General features: G+C 70.0%; 10 protein-coding genes. 5 read left to right on the forward strand and 5 right to left on the reverse strand.

What is annotated here, in order from left to right:
- Positions 1-5,583, forward strand: a 5,583-nt coding sequence (locus D7Y11_RS32250) for an Ig-like domain-containing alpha-2-macroglobulin family protein (RefSeq protein WP_126935602.1), incomplete at its 5' end; no start/stop codon positions are given.
- A 5-nt stretch (positions 5,584-5,588) separates the two neighbouring features.
- Positions 5,589-7,949 (forward strand): penicillin-binding protein 1C, encoded by a 2,361-nt coding sequence (gene pbpC, locus D7Y11_RS32255; RefSeq protein ID WP_126935603.1) that lies wholly within the window; start codon positions 5,589-5,591, stop codon positions 7,947-7,949.
- Positions 7,950-7,952: 3 nt separating this feature from the next.
- On the opposite strand, the gene D7Y11_RS32260 is transcribed toward pbpC, so the two are convergent.
- Complete coding sequence (locus D7Y11_RS32260) at positions 7,953-9,776, reverse strand: CotH kinase family protein (protein ID WP_126935604.1); 1,824 nt, start codon at positions 9,774-9,776, stop codon at positions 7,953-7,955.
- A gap of 345 nt (positions 9,777-10,121) precedes the next feature.
- Here D7Y11_RS32260 and D7Y11_RS32265 point away from each other — a divergent pair, with 345 nt between their 5' ends.
- Positions 10,122-10,595: a hypothetical protein gene (locus tag D7Y11_RS32265; RefSeq protein WP_233597370.1), complete on the forward strand. Its 474-nt coding sequence runs from the start codon at positions 10,122-10,124 to the stop codon at positions 10,593-10,595.
- A gap of 45 nt (positions 10,596-10,640) precedes the next feature.
- Here D7Y11_RS32265 and D7Y11_RS32270 read toward each other — a convergent pair whose 3' ends face one another.
- Complete coding sequence (locus D7Y11_RS32270) at positions 10,641-14,228, reverse strand: PD40 domain-containing protein (protein WP_120580166.1); 3,588 nt, start codon at positions 14,226-14,228, stop codon at positions 10,641-10,643.
- Between the two features lie 183 nt (positions 14,229-14,411).
- Here D7Y11_RS32270 and D7Y11_RS32275 point away from each other — a divergent pair, with 183 nt between their 5' ends.
- Positions 14,412-15,863 (forward strand): LVIVD repeat-containing protein, encoded by a 1,452-nt coding sequence (locus D7Y11_RS32275; RefSeq protein WP_158642028.1) that lies wholly within the window; start codon positions 14,412-14,414, stop codon positions 15,861-15,863.
- A gap of 15 nt (positions 15,864-15,878) precedes the next feature.
- Positions 15,879-16,967, forward strand: a complete 1,089-nt coding sequence (locus D7Y11_RS32280) for an EAL domain-containing protein (protein ID WP_121753671.1) — start codon at positions 15,879-15,881, stop codon at positions 16,965-16,967.
- Here D7Y11_RS32280 and D7Y11_RS32285 read toward each other — a convergent pair.
- From D7Y11_RS32285 to D7Y11_RS32295, 3 genes are all read right to left on the reverse strand, one after another.
- A complete protein-coding gene (locus tag D7Y11_RS32285; RefSeq protein ID WP_126935606.1) occupies positions 16,957-18,363 on the reverse strand; it encodes a hypothetical protein in 1,407 nt (468 codons plus the stop codon). The genes D7Y11_RS32280 and D7Y11_RS32285 overlap by 11 nt on opposite strands.
- Positions 18,364-18,448: 85 nt before the next feature.
- Positions 18,449-19,774 (reverse strand): NAD(P)/FAD-dependent oxidoreductase, encoded by a 1,326-nt coding sequence (locus D7Y11_RS32290; RefSeq protein WP_126935607.1) that lies wholly within the window; start codon positions 19,772-19,774, stop codon positions 18,449-18,451.
- A gap of 129 nt (positions 19,775-19,903) precedes the next feature.
- A complete protein-coding gene (locus D7Y11_RS32295; RefSeq protein WP_120580161.1) occupies positions 19,904-20,503 on the reverse strand; it encodes a hypothetical protein in 600 nt (199 codons plus the stop codon).
- Positions 20,504-20,787 lie beyond the last annotated feature (284 nt).

Raw genomic sequence — 20,787 nt, forward strand, 5'->3', positions numbered from 1 at the left:
CCCGCGTCCACCGAGGCGCCCGCCGCCAGCGCGACGTCCCCGTCCACCCCCGCTCCGGTGCAGGCCGCGAAGCTCACGCCCGTCATCCACGAACTGGCCAGTGAGAACGCCGTGCCCACGGGCGTGGTCATCGAGTTCGCGCTGCCGGTGCGCCCGCGCTACGAGAGCGTCGACGGCAGCATCGTCACGGTGTCTCCGGAGGTCGGGGGCAGCCTGCGGTGGACGGGCCCCTCGTCGCTGCTCTTCACTCCGTCCACGGGCTTCGCCGCCGGCACGACGTACACGGTGTCCGTGGACGCGGTGAACACCGACGCGGGCATCATCAAGCCTTCGTCCGCGCGCGAGTGGCGCTACAACTTCACGACCTACGCCTTCAAGTTCGCCCAGATCTACCCCACGCGCATGGACCTGCTGAAGAACCGCGTGGAGGCGAACGTGGACTTCTCCGGCCCGGTGGACCTGGCCGCCGTGCGCTCCCGCACCAGCTTCCGCGTGGGTGACGCCGTCATCAGCGACGTGAAGTGGAGCACCCGCGCGGACACGCGCAACTCGCTGTCCGTGGCGCTCACCCACCCGAAGCTCAAGCCCGGCGCGACGGTGCAGTTCGCGCTGCGCGAGGGGCTGACAGCGGCGGGGGGCGTCTCCACCGTGCAGGCGCCCGCGGCCACGGGCACCCTCCTGCTGAACGGCGGCAAGCGCCTGGACATCACCTACGTGAGCCTCCAGGAGGGCTCCAACGGCCACTTCTACGAGGTGAGCTGCCGCGACGTGGCGGCGGACGCCCCGGCGAGCCCCACCGACGAGCAGTGGGACTCGTACTACTACAACGACGACAACAAGGGCTGCTCGCTGAGCGACGCGGTGGCCCAGGACGCCATCCGCTTCAAGCCGAAGGTGAAGTTCACCGTGGCCCCGTCGCGGCGCGGCTTCCGCATCTTTGGTGACTTCAAGCGCGGCCCGCACACGCTCTCCATCGCGGAGGGAACGCTCTCCGTGGGCGGCGGCACGCTGATGGGCGCCTGGTCGCGCGGCTTCTCCGTGCCCGCGCGTCAGTCCCAGGTGCGCTTCAACGCCAACGGCCGCTACCTGCCGCGCAGCGCGTGGCGCAACCTGCCCCTGCAGCACCTCAACCTGGAAGAGGTGACGCTCACGGTGCGCAACATCCCGCCGGAGAACCTCGTCTTCTGGATGGGCAGCGACTACTCGGAGAGCGCTGACGAGCGGACGAGCAACGTGCTGGTGCGCAAGGCGGTGCCGCTCAAGTCCACGCCGGACGCGCTGCTGACCACGTACATCGACGTGGCGTCGCTGGTGCCCGCGAACACGCGCGGCCTGGTGGAGATCGTCGCCGAGCGCGGTGACTACAAGGCCGCCGCCCGCATCCTGCTCACCGACCTGAGCCTCGTGGCCAAGCGCGGCGGTCCCGCAGTGGGCACCAAGGACTCCGGCGAAGTGTGGGTCTGGGCCCTGGGCCTGGAGAGCACGGAGCCCCTGGCCGGCGTGGAGGTGTCGCTGGTGAAGAAGAGCGGGCAGTCCGTGGCCCGCTGCACCACGCAGGGCGAGGCGGGCTGCCAGCTGAAGGTCCCCGCGCCCGGCGTGGATGACAGCGCCCCGTTCGCGCTGGTGGCGCGCAAGGGCGACGAGCTGACGTACCTCAAGTACGACGAGCTGAAGACGGAGATCGCCAACTCGGACGTGCAGGGCGAGCCGTACCGCGCCGAGCAGCCGTACCGCGCTTCCATCTGGTCCGACCGCGGCGTGTACCGCCCCGGTGACACCGCGCACGTGGCCGCGGTGCTGCGCGGCCAGGACAACCTGGCGCCGCCCGTGGGCATGCCGGTGGAGGTGCGCGTCATCGACCCGCGCGAGCGTGAAATCCGCAAGGTGACGCTGAAGACGAACGCGGCGGGGCTCGTGGCCTTCGACCAGGCCTTCGCGGCGTTCCAGGACACCGGCCACTACTGGGTGCGCCTCAAGGTGGCGGACCGCGACCTGGCCTCCTACGCGGTGAACGTGGAGGAGTTCGTCCCGGAGCGCATGAAGGTGACGGCCAGCACCACGGTGCCGGGCTACGTGCAGGGCACGGAGATTCCAGTGGGCGTGGAGGCCGCGTATCTCTTCGGCGGCTCCGCGGAGGGCAGCCCGGTGGAGATGACGTGCCGGCTGGAGTCCGTGGCCTTCAAGCCCAAGCAGAACGCCCAGTACACCTACGGCGTCTGGCGCCAGGACGGCAACTCGCCCCGGCCCGTCACGCTGGGGCAGGTGAAGGGCACGCTCGACGCCAAGGGGCATGCGCTTCTCAACTGCCCGGCGCAGGCCGCCTCCGGCCCCATGAAGGGTGCGGCGCGTCTGTCCGCGGTGGCCAGCGTCTTCGAGTCCGGCAGCGGCCGCTCCACCATCGGTGAGGCCACCGTGCCGGTGCACCCGGAGGCGTACTACCTGGGCCTGCAGGCCAACACGCAGAAGGTGAAGGCGGCCACGCCCTTCACGCTGACCGGCGTGGTGGTGGACTGGAACGGCCAGCCCTTCACCGACGGCAAGGCGCCGAAGACGGTGCAGCTGGAGTACCAGCTGCTCGAGGAGAACTACGGCTACTACTACGACGAGGAATCCGGCTACGAGCGCTACCAGCGCTACCTGCGCCCGCAGCGCGAGGGCGAGACGACGGTGAAGGTGGAGAACGGCCGCTTCACCGCCACGGTGCTGCCGGGCCGCGACGGCGCGGGCTACCTCGTGCGCGCTCGCGCGGGCAACACCCAGACGGACCTCGCCATCGAGGGCGAGGGCCGCTACTACTGGTGGGGCGAGGGCTCGCGCGTGGACCAGACGCCGCGTCCCCTGAAGCCCACGGCGCTGGATATCTCGCTGCCCGCCAAGGGCAAGGTGGGCGAGGCCCTCACCGTGAAGATGAAGGCGCCCTACCGGGGCCGCGTGCTCTTCACGGTGGAGACCGACCGCGTGCTCACCACCGCGTGGAAGCAGGTGGAGCCCGGCGAGGTGTCCTGGTCGTTCACGCCGTCCGAGTACGCGCCCAACGTGTACGTGAGCGCGTTCCTGGTGAAGGACCCGCACCTGGAATCCGCCCAGGCGTTCATGCCCGACCGCGCCTTCGGCGTGGGCAGCATCGCGCTGGAGCCGGTGGACTTCACCCAGGCCGTCGCGCTGACGGTGCCCAAGGAGGTCCGCAGCAACGACACGCTCACCGTGGACGTCTCGGTGGAAGGCGTGGAGGGCCCCACCTTCGCCACCGTGGCGGTGGTGGACGAGGGCATCCTGTCCCTCACGCGTTTCCAGAGCCCGGATCCGCTGAAGGAGATCTTCACGCGGCGCGCGCTGGGCATCCAGACCTACGAGACGGTGGGCTGGGCGCTCCTGGTTCCGCCGGGCGGCAACTCCAGCTCCACCGGTGGTGACGAGGGTGGCGCGGAAGGCCGCGTACAGCCGGTGAAGCCCGTGGCCCTGTGGAGCGGCGTCGTGGAGGTTCCCGCCAACGGCAAGCTGAAGGTGCCCTTCAAGCTGCCGCAGTACCGGGGCGCGGTGCGCGTGATGGTGGTGACGGCGGGGGCCAAGCGGATCGGCCGGGCCAGCGCGCAGGTGCTGGTGCGCGACCCGCTGGTGCTCCAGACGACGCTGCCGCGCTTCCTCACCCAGAACGATGAGATCCAAATCCCGGTCTTCGTCACCAACCTGTCCGGCAAGGCGCAGGACGTGAAGGTGTCGCTGTCCGCGGAGGCGCTGGCGGTGCCGGGGCTCGCGATGCCGGAGGGCGTGGGCTCGCCGCTGGAGCTCAAGGGCAAGAGCGAGGGCCGCGCGAAGCTGGAGGACGGCAAGTCCCGCACCTTCGTGTTCCAGGGCCGCGCTGTGCAGTCGGTGGGCGCGGCGCGGCTGGTGGTGACGGTGGAGGGCGGTGGCTACACGTCGCGCGAGCAGCTGGACGTGCCGCTGTCTCCCGCCGGTCCCCGTGAGCGCAAGATCCAGCAGGTGGAGCTCGCGGAGGGCACCACGGACCTGAAGGCGCTGCTCGCTGGCTGGGTGCCCACCACGGAGCGCACCAACGTCTGGGTGACGAACAATCCCTACGCGAAGTCGCTCCAGCACCTCTCGTACCTGGTGCGCTACCCGTACGGCTGCATCGAGCAGACGACGTCCTCCACCCGCCCGCTGCTGTTCGTGAGCCAGTTGGTGGAGCGCGTGGATCCGACGCTGGTCTCCACGGCGAAGGTGGAGGACATGGTCCAGTCGGGCATCAACCGGGTGCTGTCCATGCAGACGGCCTCGGGTGGCTTCGCGTACTGGCCGGGCCAGACGGAGCCGATGGCCTGGGGCACGGCCTACGCGACGCACATGCTGCTGGACGCGCGCAAGCTGAAGTACCCGGTGCCGGACGACCGCGTGGACAGCGCGCTCGCGTGGATGGGTGACGAACTGACCCGGAAGGAGGGCCGCGTGGGGCAGGACGACCACTCCGGCCAGCACTCGGAGGCGTACATGCACTACGTGCTCGCGGTGGCGGGCAAGGGGCGCAAGGCGCGGGCGCAGGCGATGGTGAGCGCGCTGGAGACGGCGGCGAAGAAGGCCGCGCTCGGCGGCGAAGAGCAGGAGGACCTGTACCTGCTCAAGGCCGCGCTGTGGCTGTCCGGCGACCGCCGCTACGAGAAGGAGCTGCGCAACCCGGACGTGTCCACCGTCACCGATGACCGTCGCAACAACTGGTCGTTCTACTCGGACCGGCGCCGTCGCGGGATGATGCTCAGCACCTTCCAGGACCTCTTCGGCGACGCCCCGGAAGGGGAGCCCCTGGCGCGCATGGTGGCGACGGCGCTGTCGTCCCGCACGTCGGCGTACTACTCCACGCAGGAGCTGGTCTGGGGCATCACCGGCCTGGGCAAGCGGCTGCAGGGCACGGCGACCAGCTTCTCGCCGCCCACGCTCACGGTGGCGGGCAAGACGGTGACGCCCGTCGCGGAGAAGGACTCGCGCGTGTCGGATCGCACGTGGTCCCTGGCCCGCGCCAGCGAGCGCGCCAGCGTGTCGCTGGACCTGAAGGAGAAGGGCAGCGGCAGCGTGTACCTCATCCTCAACAGCGAGGGCGTGCGCACCACGCCTGAGGTGAAGGTGGGGGGCGAGGGGCTGGCGCTCAAGCGCACCTGGCGCTCGCTGGACGGCACCGCGCTGGACATGAAGGCGCAGCCGGTGAAGCTGGCGGACCTCATCTACGTGGAGCTGGAGGTGACCAACACCCGGGGCGAGCGCGTGCAGAACATCGCGCTGGTGGACCGGCTGCCGGCGGGCTGGGAGATCGAAAACGCCCGCCTGGGGCGCGGCGGCAGCGTGGACTGGGTGGACGCGGATTCGCTCTGGGCCGCCGACTACGTGAACGTGCGCGATGACCGCATGGAGGCGTTCGGCGCGCTGCAGGCCCATGAGACGAAGAAGCTCGTCTACGCGGTGCGCGCGGTGACCGCGGGCAGCTTCACCCTGCCGTCCGCGGAGGCGGAGGCGATGTACGACTCCTCGCTCTGGGCCCGGGATGCCGCGGGCACGGTGCAGGTGTTGGGTCCCTGGAAGGACGACCTGCTCTAGGCCCCATGCGTCGCGTGCGTCTCAACGTGAGGAAGTGGGTAGGGGTGGCGCTGGCGGGGCTCGTGCTGTTGGGCACGGGCCTCGTGGCGGCCTGGTGGGTGCCGCTGCCGGACCGGTTGGCGGCGCCCCCCTCGGTGGTGATGGCATACCGGGACGGGTCGCCCGCGTACGTCTTCCTCGCCCCGGACGAGCGGTGGCGCATCCCCGCGCCGAAGGACCGCATCGACCGGGCCTATGTCCGCGCCCTCCTGGCGCTGGAGGACAAGCGGTTCTTCCAGCACCCGGGCGTGGATCCGCTCGCGGCCTTGCGCGCCCTCGGTCTCAACCTGAGCCGGGGGCGGCGGGTGTCGGGAGCCTCCACGTTGACGATGCAGTTGGTGCGCGTGCTGGAGCCCCGTCCCCGCACGTTCACCTCGAAGGTGATTGAGTCGTTCCGCGCCGCCCAGCTGGAGGCGCGGTTGTCCAAGCAGGAGGTGCTGGAGGCGTATCTCCAGTTCGTGCCCTACGGGCGCAACGTGGAGGGCGTGGAGGCGGCGGCGCTTGCGTACTTCGGGCACACCGCCCAACACCTGAGCCCGGCGGAGATCGCCACGCTGCTGGCGGTGCCGCAGAACCCGAACCGGCGCTTCCCGTCGCCGGAGAACCAGGACCGGCTGCGCTCGGCCCGGGACGACATCGCCCGGAGGCTCCTGGAGTCCGGAGGGCTGGCCGTGGAGGGCGTCGCGTCCGACACGGTGCTGGCGGAGGTGCGGGCGACGACGGTGCCGGAGGTGCTCACGCCGTTTCCGAGGGAAGCGCCGCACGCGGCGGTGTGGCTCAAGGCGAAGCGGCCCGGAGAAACGTGGCTGGCGACGACGCTGGACGCGGGCACGCAGCGCTTCGTGGAGCGCACGCTGGGCGAAGCGGCCCGGCGGTTGGATCGGCAGGGCATCCACAACGGCGCGGCGGTGGTGGCGGACCGGGAGAAGGGCGAGGTGCGCGCGCTGGTGGGGAACTTCAATTTCTTCGATGCCCAGCACGGCGGGCAGATCATCGGCTTCGCTACGCCGCGCTCGCCGGGGTCCGCGCTCAAGCCGCTGCTGTATGCGCTGGGGATTGATCAGGGCCTGGTGGGACCGGAGACGCTGGTGCCGGACATCCCCATGGCTTACGGCGGCTACCAGCCGCGCAACTTCGACGGGCGGTTCCTGGGGCTGGTGCGGATGGAGTCCGCGCTGTCGCAGTCGCTCAACCTGCCGTTCGTGAGGCTTCTGGAACGGATAGGAGTCGAGGGCTTCCTGGGTTCACTGCGGCAGGCGGGAGTCACCAGCCTGGATCCACGGCCGGGGCACTACGGCCTGTCCGCTGCGGTGGGCGGCTTGGAGCTGACGCCGCTGGAGTTGACGGGCGTGTACCTGGCGCTGGCGGGGGACGGGCAGGCGCGTCCGCTGCGGGTGCTGGCGCAGGACACGGCGCCGAAGAAGGCCCAGGCGTTGGTGTCGCCGGGCGCGTCGTGGCTGACGCGACAGGCGTTGGCGTTGAGGGATCGGCCGGACTTTCCGGAGCGGCGGCGGCTCACGGGACTGCCGGCGCGGGTGCACTGGAAGACGGGCACGAGCTTCGGCAACCGGGATGCGTGGGCGGCGGGCTCCGGTCCGAAGCACACGGCGGTGGTGTGGCTGGGCAACTTCGACCACGCGTCGAGCGTGCACCTGGTGGGAGCGGAGAACGCGGCCCCGCTGCTGTTCGACATCCTGGAGGGCATTGGCCCGCGAGGCACGGCGGTGCAGGAGGAGGACGCCGCGCCGCCGAAGGACCTGGTGAGCGTGGAGGTCTGCGCGTACTCGGGGCACCTGCCCACGGACGCGTGCACGCAGCGCAAGCGGGTGGACGCGGTGCGCACGGCGGTGCCGACGACACCGTGTCCGTACCACCACCGCGTGGAGGTGGACGTGACGACGGGGCTGGCGGTGGGGCCTGGGTGCCGGGACGGGCGCAAGACGGAGTCGCGCGTGTACCTGACCTGGCCGTCCAGCCTGCGGCGGTGGCTCGCGGAGCAGCAGCGTCAGTTGCCTGAACCGCCGCCTCTGGCACCCGGCTGCGTCGCGGGAGGCGAGCGAGACACGCCGACCATCCTCTCGCCGCCGGAAGGGACGGTGGCGCTGCTCATCCCGGGCATGAACACGGAGGAGCAGAAGATCCCCCTGGAGGCGGAGGCCGCGCACGACCGGGAGCTGACGTGGTTCGTGGACGGCGCCGTCCTGGGAACGGCGAAGGCCGCGGAGCGCCTGTGGTGGAAGCCGAGCGTGGGTACGCACGACATCCTCGTCACCGACGACCGCGGCCTCACCGCTCGCCGCACCTTGGTGGTGCGCGAGCGGCAGTAGGGCTCAGCGCACCTCCCAGCCCTCCGCGCCGCGGGCGTAGTGCTTGCCCGCGGGCAGCTCGCCGTAGAACAGCGCGTCCTTCACGCCCACCACCGACGTGCCGTCGAACAGGCCCACCTCGCCCTTGGCGGGGAAGGTGATGCCCAGCGAGGCGGCCGTGAGCCGCACCGTCTGGCCCGGCGCCACCGTCGTGTTGCCCAGCACCGCGCCCATGGGGGCCTTCACGATGGTGGGCGCGTAGTCACCGCCCGCCAGGTTCACCCGCAGGTTCGTGGTCAGCGTCATGCCCTGGAGCGACACGGCCTGCGTGCCGTGGTTGGCCACCTCCACCCAGCCCGCGCGCGGGTCGAACGCCTCCAGCACCAGCGTGGATTGCGCCGCCTTCAGCCGCTTCACCTCCGCCATCACGAACTCGCGGCGCACCTGCACGAAGCGCTTCATGTACGCCTTGCCCGCGCTGAACTTCGCGTAGTCCATGTACGGGTCCTGCTGCATGGACGCGTTGATCAACGCATGGAGCTGGTCGATGTACGGGTTCATCACAGCCGAGGTGAAGACCTCGTCCAGCGCCTTGTCCAGCCGCGCCTCCAGGCGGGAGCGCAGCACGGGGTTCAGCACCACGCGCGTGCCCATGTTGGAGAACGCCGGCAGATAGCCCGGGTAGCTGCCCTGCTCGAACTTGCGCTGCTGGTACATCTTCTCCACCCAGCCATCCAGCAGCGTGAAGCTGAACAGCGGGTGCTTCATGTTCTTCGTGGAGGCGGACTGGTCCGCGACGGTGTTCTCGTGCCACCAGCGCGCGTCGACGTTGTTCAAGTCCCAGGGCACGTAGCGCCAGCGCCCGGTGATGTCGTCGTGCATGAAGTAGCTCTCGGAGTCCTCCACGTAGTTGTTGGACATCAGCGCGTCCAACACCATGGAGCGCACGTAGGACTCGATCTCCAGGTTCTTCTCCAGCGCGGCCACCAGCTGCGGCTCCGGCGTGTGGTTGATGACGTCCAGCACCTCCCACAGCGCGTCGTCGGGCTCGCTCTCGTTCGTCTTCTTCACCCAGTCGCCCTGGTAGGGGACCTTCCACGTCTTGAACTCCGTGTCCTTCCATCCCGCGCGGTAGATGGACGCGTCGTCATCCGGGAACTGCCTCGCCTTGAGGAAGGCCTTGTTGACCTGCTCCACCTCCAGGAACACGCCCTCGTAGTGGCCGTTCACGGAGAGCCGCACGAACGTCGCCTTCGACGCCGGCACCCGCATCGCAGCCAGCAGATCGTAGGAGATCTTCTCCGCGATCATCGACGCGTCGGCGTACTCGGCGACGAGGTTGAGCGACGTGCGTCCCTCGAACTTGTCCTTGTCCGCGAAGCTGACGTTCCAGCTCTTCTTGTTGAAGAAGCGCGCGGAGGCGCCGCGCAGCCGCACCTTCACCGGGAGCGTCTTGCCGTTCGCCTGGAACGTCGCGTCCTGCTCCTCCGTCCACGGGTCCGTGTTGAACTTCTCCATCGCCTCCGGAGGGATGATCAGCACGTACTCCGGCAGCGCCGTCTGGAGCTTCGGCAGCGTGTAGGGCCGCTCCACCTCCGGAACAGGTTGCGGATCCGTGCCGGCATCCGTGCTCCCGCCATCCACGGGGTCGGTGCCCGCATCCACGGAGCCGCCGTTGGAAGCCCCCGCATCCGGGGTGCCCGAGTCGGGCGAGCCGGAGTCCGGTGTGTTGGGGTCCGTGATGCCGGGGTCGGTCACGGAGGGCTGTGGGTCATCGGGATTCGACGTTCCGGCACCGCATGCGGCCAGCAGCATCGAGAGACTGATCAGGAGTCGTAGGCGCATCATCGTCCTACCGCTGAGCAAGCCCCATGCCTCCCTGCCAGGAAGGCGGAAGGAGCCGCCCGTCGCCTGCAAGGAAGTCCACAGGGGCGACGTATGGGCCCTGGATCACCCAGCGAATGGAAAACTCTTTCCCTCCCCGGAATGCTCGCCTGCCCTCTCCAGGAGCCTCTGCCGGACCGCGTGAGGCTGCCCGCCTGCCCTCCAGAACAGGGGAGGCAGGCGTCATCGCCCCCTGGGGCGAGCAGCCGGGCAAAGGCCACGGAACGCCGCGCTGTGCACGGACACGACCGCCGGAACTAGCTTTCCTGAGAGCAGGCTGGAGGACGGCCCAAGTCCGTCAAGGGAGCGATGATGGAGTCCTGGAACCAGACCTCGACCGATGCCGTGCGCGCCCACGCGCCTTCCACGATGAACCGGCGCATCGACGCCCATGTGGAGTCGTGTGTCCGCTACATGGCGGAGCAGGGGGACCGCTCGGAGATGAGCCGGTACCTCGAAAAGCTGGAGCACGAATGGGACGTGCACCGCACCCTGGTCGTGGGCGTCCCCGCGCTGGCGCTCGGCGGCCTGCTGCTGGGCCGCAGGTCCGGCCGGGGCTGGCGAGTGCTCGGCGGAATCACCCTGGCCCTGCTCCTCCAGCACGGCCTCACCGGCTTCGGGCCCCTCTCCGTGCTGGTGCGGGGGCTGGGCGTCCGCACCCGCCGGGAGATTGATTTGGAGAAGTTCGCCATCAAGGCCCTGCGCGGGGACTTCGAGCGAATCCCCAACGACGGGGGGCCACTGGCTCGCGCCAACGCCGCCCTCGTCGCCGCACAGTCCTGACACGGGAGCGCGCTTCCCCGCGAAGTGGGAAGCGCGCCCCTGACCTCAGTGCACCAGGGGCGTGGTGTAGCCGCCGCCCAGTGCGGGCATCAGCGCAGGGCCCGGCGTGGAAGAGCCGGGCTTGCGGTCGCCCCTGGTGTCGAAGAAGCCGTTGAGGCCGGCGACGCCGATGGAGAAGTTCGTCACCCAGCCCTCGTCGGGCATGCCCGCGGCGGCGTTGATGTCGAAGGGCTTCGCGAAGTGCAGGCGCAGCAGCAGGGGCCCCAGCGACAGGTTGAAGCCGACGACGGCGTTGAGCACGCGGTGGTCCCAGAGGTCCCTCGCGCCGTCGCCCACGCCGCCCATGTCCACCGCGGCGATGGCCTCCAGGTCGCTCAGGAAGGCCACCCGGATGATGTCGTTGAGGGGCAGCTGCGCCTCCAGCGTGGAGTAGACGAAGTGCTGGCCCAGGAGCCACCGCTCGTCGCCGAAGTTCACGCCGCGCAGGGTGTCGAAGCTGGACAGGTAGTAGGAGCGCGCGTAGCGGCCGCCCGCCGTGGTGCCCGCGCCCAGGCGCGCGAAGAAGTTGGTGCGGCCGTAGATGGGGAAGTACCGCTCCGCGTCCAGGCGCAGGTTGCCGTACGCCTGCCCGTCGAAGGGCTGCACGCCGGCGGTGGCCTCCAGCAGCACGGAGCTGCCCGCGAGCGGCCCCGTCGCGTAGTGGTACTTGATGCTGTCGTAGCCGACGCGCCCGCTCAGCTCCGTCTGGAAACGGATGTGCTGGTTGTCCGCGCGCCACGCGGACAAGAGCTCCATGTTCGACACGTTGCGCTCTGGGAACGCCAGGTAGAACTCGTTGTAGTCATCCAGGAAGTACTTCGTGCCGCCGATGCTCAGGTCGCCCTGGACGTAGAAGAAGGTGCTGAGCGGGTAGCGCAGGCTGCCCAACGCGCCGAAGTAACGCTCCGACGACACGAAGAACGGCCGCTGCTCCGGCGGCAGGTTGTCGAACGTCTTGTCCACGCGGAAGCGCAGTGACTGGAACAGACCGGCGCCCCACGTCGTGCGCTTCTCGTCGTTGACGTAGAGCAGCAGGCCGTCCGTCAACTCGAAGGAGCCGTACACCGCCAGCGTCAGGACCATCTGGTGGTCGCGAAGCCGGTCGGACGCGGACGCGAACACCTGGCCCACGAAGCCGCCGCCGCCCGCGCCCGCGAAGCCGAAGATGGGCCCCAGCTCGATGTTCTCGCGCGTGAAGGGCCTGTAGGCCTGCGCGTCGGTGAGCGGCTTGAGCGCCATGGGGGAGGGCGGATCCGCCACCGGCTCCTTCGGGCTCTCCAGCGACAGCATGCGCGGCGGACGCAGCAGGGACGGCTTCCGCTCACCGCTCATGTGGAAGAGCATCCACAGGCCACCGTCGGGGCCGGGGCCCGGCTCGAAGACACCCGTCGTCAGGTCGGTGCGGCGCACGATGCGGCCATCCGCCAGCCGCTCGTGCAGGTCGGAGCTGCTCTTGTTGAAGGCCACGAAGAACACGCGGCCGTCAGGCAGCGCCAGCGGATCCGCCTCGTCGCGGTCCTCGCTGGTGAGGCGCTCGGACTGTCCCACCGGCGCGTCCGGCTTGATGCGGAAGAGGTTGTACTTGCGGTGCGACGTCGCGTCGGACGTGTAGATGATGCCGGACGGGCCCCAGGTGACCTGGCGCTCGGCGAAGACGTCGTCGGTGAGCTTGCGGATCTTCGCGTCCTCGCCCTGCGTGAGGTCCACCAGGTACACGTCGCGCAGGCCCGTGTCGTTGATGCCGATGAACGCGACGTAGCGGCCGTCCGGAGAGAAGGCCGGCGAGTAGATGGCCAGCACGCCCTGTTTGTCGACGCGGTACGCGCGCCGGTCGCCCGTCTCCAGCGTCACGTTGAGGCCCACCTCCGTGCCAATGCCCGTGCGCACGGCCGACCGGCGCACCAGCACGTCCGTGGCCCGCTTCTCGGAGGTGTGCACGTAGTCCTGCACGTACAGCACGTCGCGTCCGGTGCGCTCCGCCACGAACGCGAGCTTGTCCTTGGTCAGCGCGAAGTTGCGGCCGGACACCGGGTGCAGGGACTCCACGCCCGGCACGCCGTCGCCCACCACCTTCACCGTCTTGCCCGGCGTGCGCGGATCCGTGAGGTACAGCCGGCTCTCGCCCGTCTCCGGAATGATGGTGCGCAGCGCCAGCACGTTGCCGTCCGGGCCGCTGGCCATCGCCGTCACGATTCCCGGTGTCTCGCCTATCGAGTCCAGCGCGGGCGCCGTCTGCGACGAGTCCAGGTACGTCTTGAACGCCCGGCGCTTGAGCCAGTTCTCGAACCGCGCGGAGATGCGCTTGGGATCATCCCCCGTCAGCCGCTCCAGCAACTCCTCGAACTTGAGCGACGGGGAATCGCGCGAGCCGCCCACCAGCCGGGGTGCCTCCTCCAGGAGCCGCTGGGTGATGCCCGCGCCGTACTCGTCCTCCAGGAACGCCACGCGCGCCTGACCGACCTTGTAGATCCACAGGTAGCCGTACGGCCCGGGGGAGAAGAAGTCGAGGAAGGCATAGCCCTTCATCAGGTCCGGGTTCACCAGCAGGTCCCGCACCATCATCTCGGCTTCGGGGTCCAGGCCGCGCTTGGCGTAGAACTCCGCCAGACCTTCGATGAACCACAGCGGGTAGCCGCCCAGCGGGTCGCCGAACGTCTTGGCCTGCTCGGCCACGGTGCGCACTTTCTGGATTGTGAACTGGTGCGCCAGTTCGTGCGTGCTGACCTCCTCGAAGAGGTGGTGGTCGCCCAGGTACGGCAGGGACAGCTTCAGGTCCTCCGTGGAGGTGACGCCCAGCGTGCCCTCGGAGACCGCGAACACGTTCGTCTGCAGGAACTCCGCGTAGCTGCTGTAGAGGATGTACGGGAACGTCTCCGTGGGGACGTACTTGAACTGATCCACCAGGTACCGGTACGCCTCCTCGACGATGGGCGCGGCCCGCTCGGCCACTTCGCGCTCGCGCTCGTAGAAGTAGAAGCGCACGCCGCCCGTCTTCGCGCCCAGGTCCTTCGCGTAGGTGTACTTGAAGCCGCCGTCCGTGCCGCCTCCCAGCATCAGCGGTGCGCCGGAGAACACCGCGCCGCCGTCCTCGCTGGTGACGCCCGCGAGCGTGCCCGCGTCGCCCACCGTGCCGCCGTCCACCAGCGCCACCACGCCCGGGGGCGGGATGCCGCCATCGGGAAGGCCCGTGACGGTCGGAGGGATGCCGGCGTCGGACGCGCCCATGTCGAGCGCGATGCCATCGGTCGGGGGCATCCGATCACCCGGCGGTGCCATGGTCACGTTGCCGGAAGGGGTGACCTCCGGGCCGCCCGGCGGAGACTGCGGGTCGCCCGTCTGGGGCGACGTGGTGGGCGCCTGCGGATTGGCGCCGCCCTGCGTGCCGGGAGGATTCTCATGCGCGGTGTGGTCCGCGGGCTTCGCCAGGCCGGTGGCGGCGGGGCCCACGAGGATGTCGATATGCCGCCACTCGAACTCGAAGCTGTTCACGGGCGTCTTCCCCGCGCGGCGGGGAACGACGAAGACCTGGGCCAGCGCGAGCTCCGGCAGGAGCAGGGCCAGCAGCACGGCGATGACGTGCGGACGGGGGTTCAAAAAGCACCTCGGTACGGCGAGGAGACAGGCTATCAGGGGCCTAGCGGAAGGCTCCCTCTCCCACCGGAAACGCACAAGCGGTCCTTTTGTTTCTTTGCGTTGCGGTGGACGTCCCGGCGCTTCTCCCTCTATGCACGCCGTGGGACTTGGCGGCGGTCGGGATGGCCCGGTATGGAGGAGGGAATGAATCGTCTCTCTCTCGTCGCCGCTACCGCGCTCCTCGCCTTCGGTTGTGGCAAGGACAGTTCCGATAACAAGGCTGAGTGTCAGCTTGAAGCCATCGACCTGACCGGTTGTGACAGGTCGACGTTGGGTGCCGTTCAGGCGGAAGGCGTGTGGAACGTCAACGTCGACCTGAATGACGGCTACTCGGGCCCTTCGTCCATCCGGTTCTCGCCCGGGGAGCCGCTCCTCGTCGGCCTGGCGATGACGACGAAGCAAGTCACTCCGGACACCTTCTTCCTGGCCAGCGACGTGGCGGGCAGCACGGCCGGCTCGACGGTGCGCTACGCGTTCGCCGGCTGCAAGGCCTCCGGGCCGGGCGAGGTGCTGGGGGTGGTGCGCGTGTGCGGCAACGGCGCGACGGTGAGCCAGGGCACCTTCACCGCCAGGCGCGTCGTGCGTCGCGAGGGCGAGGCCGAGTCCGACCGCGTGGCGCTGTTGGGCCAGGGCGTGCTGCCCCGCGGCGCCGCCAACGGCGTGGCGGTCGCGGACGGTTACGCCTACGTCATCGCGGGCAGCGAGGGCCTGTTCGTCTACAACGTGAAGGATCCCGCGAACCCGACGCTGGTGTCCGAGCAGAAGATTCCCTCGGAGACGTTCACCAACGCGCTCGTCAACGGCACGACGCTCTACCTGGGCACCTACGCGAAGGGCATCCGCATCTGCAGCCTCGCCAACCCGGAGGTCCCCACCTGCGACAAGACGGTGCTGGGGGACCTGGCGGTGCGCGTGGACGGCCTGGCGAAGGCCGGCAACCTGCTCTACGTGGCGTCGCCCCTGCCCAAGTCGGACATCATCATCCTGGACGTGACCCAGCCGTCCGCGCCGACCCTCGTGGTGCGCTACACGGTGGAGGGCTCCTCGCCCGACCTGAGCGAGTACCCCTATGCCCTGGCGGTGCAGGACAACCGCCTGTACGTGAGCAACTGGAGCTACGGCATCACGGTGACGGACCTCGCGCCCCTGGCGACGACGGCGAAGTTGCCCAAGATCCTGGGCCGCTTCGGCGGGCCCTCCACCAGCGCCCTGGCGGTGGGCAAGCTGGGGGACACCGCGGTCGTCTACCAGGGCTCGGACGCGTGGGGCTCCTCCATCCTGGCGCTGGACGCCACGAACCCGGAGGCCATCGTGCAGCGCGGCGAATTGCCGCTGCGGCTCGAGGCGACGCTGGGCGGCATGACCCTGTCGGGCACCACGCTCTACGTGGCCAACTACCAGGACGGCCTGCGGGTGTACGACGTGTCCACGCTGGGGACGCCGAAGGCCGCCGGGTACTTCAACACCTGGAACGAGACCGACGCGGGCCGTGGCAAGAGCTACTTCGACGGCCTGCAGGGCGTTCATGTCGCGGACGGGCTGGTGTATGGGTGGGACACGACGCGCGGGCTGCTCATCTTCCGCCACACCCCGTGACGCCAAGGCTGTGTCATGACCCCGTTGAACGGATGTGGACGCTGCCAGACCCTGCCCGAGACGCCGGACGTACCGGGGCGTCTCTTCCTGTGGCCGCCGCTGGGCCACAGCCTGGGCAAGCTGGTGGCGCACCTGCGTGATTCGGGGGACACCTTCCAGCTGCGCACCGACGTCCAGTGTGTCGTGGTGGGGATGGGGCAGGGCGGCCTGCGGAAGCTCTCCGCGAGCCTCCCCAACGTGCTGACGGCGGAGGAGGTGCGGGGCACGCGCGCCCTCTTCGTCGAGGGCGACGGCGAGCCCGGCATGGCGGACTTCCCGCGCGTGGACTCACTGCAGCGGCTCACCACGCTGCATCAGTCCGGGTGGCTGGTGGACATGCTGGCGGAGTCGCGGCTCACCACGTTCTTCCAGCCCATCGTGCACGCGCAGGACACCTCGCGCGTCTTCGCGCACGAGGCGCTGTTGCGAGGCCGCGACCGCGACGGGGCGCTGGTTCCCCCGAACCGGCTGTTCGACACGGCGCGCGAGGCGGACCTGTTGTTCCAACTGGACCTGGCCGCGCGGACCACGGCCATCCGCGAGGCGGTGCGGCACCAGCTGAGCACGCACCTGTTCATCAACTTCACGCCCACGGCCATCTACGATCCGGCCTACTGCCTGCGCTCCACGGTGGCGGCCATCCGCGAGTCGGGCATCCCGGAGTCGCACGTCGTCTTCGAGATCATCGAATCCGACCGGGCCGCGAACGCGGCGCACCTGCGCGCCATCGTGGATTTCTATCGGGCGGCGGGCTTCAAGGTGGCGCTGGACGACCTGGGCGCGGGCTACTCGTCGCTGAACCTCATCCACCAGCTCCGGCCGGAGTTCATGAAGCTGGACATGGAGCTGGTGCGGGGCGTCCACGCGGACCCCTACAAGGCGTCCATCGTGCAGAAGCTGCTGGAGATCGCCCGGCAGCTCGGCATCCAGACGGTGGCCGAGGGCATCGAGACGCCCGAGGAGCTGTCCTGGGTGCGCCGGCACGGGGTGGACTTCGTGCAGGGCTATCTCATCGCGAAGCCCGCGGGCGCACCGGCGAGCACCACCCCGCGCATCACGGATTGAGCAGCGAGTTGGACGTGCCCGAGCGCTCCAGGCTCGCGGCGCGCGCCAGCCGCAGGTCATCGCCCGCGCTCTGCAGGGCGATGCGCGCGGCGTAGCTGTCCCGGCGGTTGGCGGCATCCCGGGCGTAGGCGATCTGCGCGCGGATGCGTTCGGCCTGGACCACGACGCCACCCTGCCCGAAGGCCGCGGCGCTCTGACGAACGACGGAGAAATCCTCGTCGGCGATGTCCAGGGCGTTGTCCACGTTCATCTCGCCCTGCTCCAGCGCCTGATCCGCCGCGAGCATCCACTGGCCGCCGGATTGGATCCGCGCCAGCCGTTGCTGCCGGGCACGCTCGGCCTCGTAGGCGCGCTGCTCATGCGTGTCCACCTGGGTCTGCACGGACTGGGTGCGCTCGGTGGCGCGCGTGTCGCGAGCTTCCATCTCCTGCTCCAGGTCCGCGATGCGCTGGCGCAGACGCGTCACTTCCTCATTGGCAGCGGCGGCCTGCTGCGTCTGGGCCTGCCCCTGCGCGCCCTGAGGCGCTTGCGTTGTTTGAACCGGCGTCTGGGTTTGCCCCTGTACCCCCTGGGGAGCCTGCGTCGTCTGATCCGAGGGCGTCTGGGCCGGTGCGGTCGTGTCAGACGGAGCGGCGGCGCCAGTTCCCGCCGTGCCCGCCCCACCCGTCGCGGGCGGCGTGGCGGATCCGGTCCCCGTCGTGCCGGCAGCACCCGCGCCGCCCGTCGCGGTCCCCGGCTCCTGCACCGTCACGCTTGACGTATCCAGCGGTGCCTCGCTCGTGCCTTCCGGAGCGACGTTGCTCTGAGGGGCCGAGGAGGCCGCACCCGTGTCGTAGGCGCCGCCGAAGCCAGGGGCATTCGTCTCAGTGGGACCGGAGGCTGGCGCAGTCCCCGCGGCACCCGAGCCCGTCGCGGGCTGCCCCGAGGTGGTTCCACCCGTGGTCGGAGTCGTCCCCGCCGCCCCCGGACCCGTGGCGGGCTGTTCCGTGGGGCTCCCCGCGGCTCCAGCGCCTCCCGTGCCCGTCTGGGGCTGCGCCGCCTCCGTCTCCGTCGCCTCATTCGACGCGGGCTCCTGCTCGAAGACCGTGGGGACGGGCGGCGGCACATACCTCTGGGACTGCTGGACCGCGACATCGCCCGAAGTGACCGGCGGGTCGCCATCGGACATCAGGGGCGTCAGCGAGTAATAGCTGCCTTCGGTCGGATCCGACGGGGCCTGGATGACATAGCCCTGCGGAGGCCGCGCACCGTTCCGGTCCTCATTGGCCTGCTCATAGGCATCCTGCAAGGCCGCGGCGGCGGGGTCCCTCACGGACGGATCCTCTGGAGGCAACGGCTCCGGGTCGTACGCCTGACCCATGCTCAATCCCGCGACGATGGCGATCCAGAGGCGCATGCCCTGAAGATGTCCACGCGCGAACGCATCCACATCAGCGCCAGCGCCCCTCCGCCCGCTCCTCCGCCAGGAGGGCGGAAAGGGCTCAAGCCTTCGAGCGCCGGGCCAACAGCTCGTCCGCCGCACGCCGTCCCGTCTCGAGCGCGCCATGCACGGTGCCTTCATCTCCGCCCACGTGCGTGGCCTCGCCAGCGAAGAAGAGCGTCCGCCCCACGGGCCTCGCGAGTGTCTCGACGGCGTCCATCGCGCCCGAGGGAATGACCGCGTAGCCCCCGCGCGTGTACGGCTCCGCCTGCCAGTCCTGTACGCGCCACGCTTCCAGCCGCGCGTGCAGCTCCCGCACGGGGAGATGGAAGAGCAGGGACAGCCCTTGGAGTGCGCGTCCCAGCACCACCTTCTCGCTCGAGCGGGACAGCGAGGCGGCGGTAGGGCCTCCACTCCAGCCCACCAGGTGCCGCGTGCGTCGATGGGGCGACAGCGTCCACCACGTGGAGAACGCGGAGGCGGGCGCGTGGAAGAAGCCAAAGCGCGAGGTGTCCTCCTGCTCCCGCCAGAACGCCGTGCGGAAGCGCAGCAGGACCTTCACCAGGGAGCCCATCGCCAACCGGTTCCAGGCGCGCTCCTGCTCACGCACGCGAGGCACGAAGCGCACGGCCCCCGGAGCGGGCGGCTTCGCCTGCAACACACCCACGGGAAGCGTCACCACCGCGTGCTTCCCCTGGAACGTCCCGAGCGGAGTGCCCTGCCTCGTCCGGGCCCGCACGAGGACCGAGCCCGGTCTCCAGCGCACCTCCTCGGCCACGGCGTTGAGGAACAGCGTGTCCGGCTTCGCGAACAGCTTCTCGGCCATCGCGTGCGGCACGCGGTCATACCCCTCCAGCACGCGCGACGGCGTCGTGCCCCCGGCTGCGTCAGCGGTCCGCTCCATCCGCGAGATGGCGAGCGTGCTCGCGACGCACGGATCCGCCGCGTAGAAGCCCCGGACGTACGAGCGCGCCATCGCGCACACGACGGGCGGCCACCGGTGGATGCGCGCCTGCTCCGCCACCCACGCTGCCATGGGCCGGTCCGGTCCCTGCGCGGACATCAGGGGCTCCTGGAACGCGAAGGCGTCGTCCCCGTCACCCAGCTTCCCACGCCACAGGAGCGCATGCGTGTCGTTGCATGGGCTTACCGTCAGCCCCGCCCGGTGGATGCGCCTCAGCAATCCAGCGGGCTTGCCATGGACGAACTCGGCGCCCAGCTCCAGGGGCACGTCCGCCACCGTGTCCCGGAGCGTCGCCATGCGGCCGCCCACGCGGTCTCGGGCCTCCAGCACGATGACCCGCAGGCCCTGGCTCATCAATCGTTCAGCCGCGGCGAGCCCCGCGGCACCGGCCCCCAGGATGACGACATCCGCCTTGTGATCCATGCCGCTCCTGCTTCCGCGGCGAGGAAGCGCCCATCATGGAAAGACGCCCGCGGCCCACCGACGAACGGGGGCCGCGAGCCGGGGCTCCCCTCCCAGTCGGGAGAGGAACAGGGGAGGGGAGTGGCGCTGCTAGTAGGTCTTCGGCGAGCTGCTGGAACCCGTGTTGGAGCCCGTGTCCGGGTTCATCGTGGAGTCGTTGCCGGTGCCCTGGTTCTTGTCATCCATGCCCGAGCCGCCCGTGCCCTCGTTGATGGACGAGTCCGGCGCCATCGGGTCGGAGCCCGAGCCGCCCGTGCCCGAGCTCGGCGAGATGCTGGTCGCCATGTTCTTCTCGTCCTTCACCTGGAAGCTGGCGCGGATCTCCTGGCCCTCCTTCAGGCTCTTGGCGTTCTTCATGCTCGGGTCGGTGAACTGCGTCTTGCTGTCGATATCCAGGGGCACCACCGCGCCGCTGGTGCTGCTGACGTAGACCTTCTTGCTCTCGCTCTTGACGACCTTGCCCGTCAGCTCGTTCGCGCCTGTCATGCTCGACGAGCCCGTCGAGTGCGCCGCGGACGACCCCGAGCCGCCCATGGCGTCCGAGCTGCCCGTGCTCCCGGAGGAGCCCTGCATGCTGCCGGACGACGTCGACGGCTGCTGCGCGCCCTGCTGCGTCGTGCTGTCCTGGGCAAAGGCCACACCCGAACCCAGCAGCGCCACGGACGCGAAAACCCCAATGAGCTTCTTCATGGAATCTCTCCCGGATGATGTGTGAGTGGGACGGGGCGGCACCCACGGGGCCCCCCGCTGGGAAAAAGCTAGGGGTGGTGGGCGCGGGAGACAGGCCGGAGGGGGAAGACCGCGTGCGTGCCCGTTCGCTCTCCGGCCCGTGGGGCGTGGCCCGGAACCGACAACCGGCGCTCCAGCCGCCGGGTGGGGTGCTTGAAGCCGATTCCGGATTCACCTAGCGTGCTGGGGAAAGAGCGGAGGCTGGCCTCACGGCTGCCCCTGCCAGGAGACCGTGACCTCGATGC

The sequence above is a fragment of the Corallococcus sp. AB018 genome (genome assembly GCF_003986945.1).
Classification (GTDB): domain Bacteria; phylum Myxococcota; class Myxococcia; order Myxococcales; family Myxococcaceae; genus Corallococcus; species Corallococcus exiguus.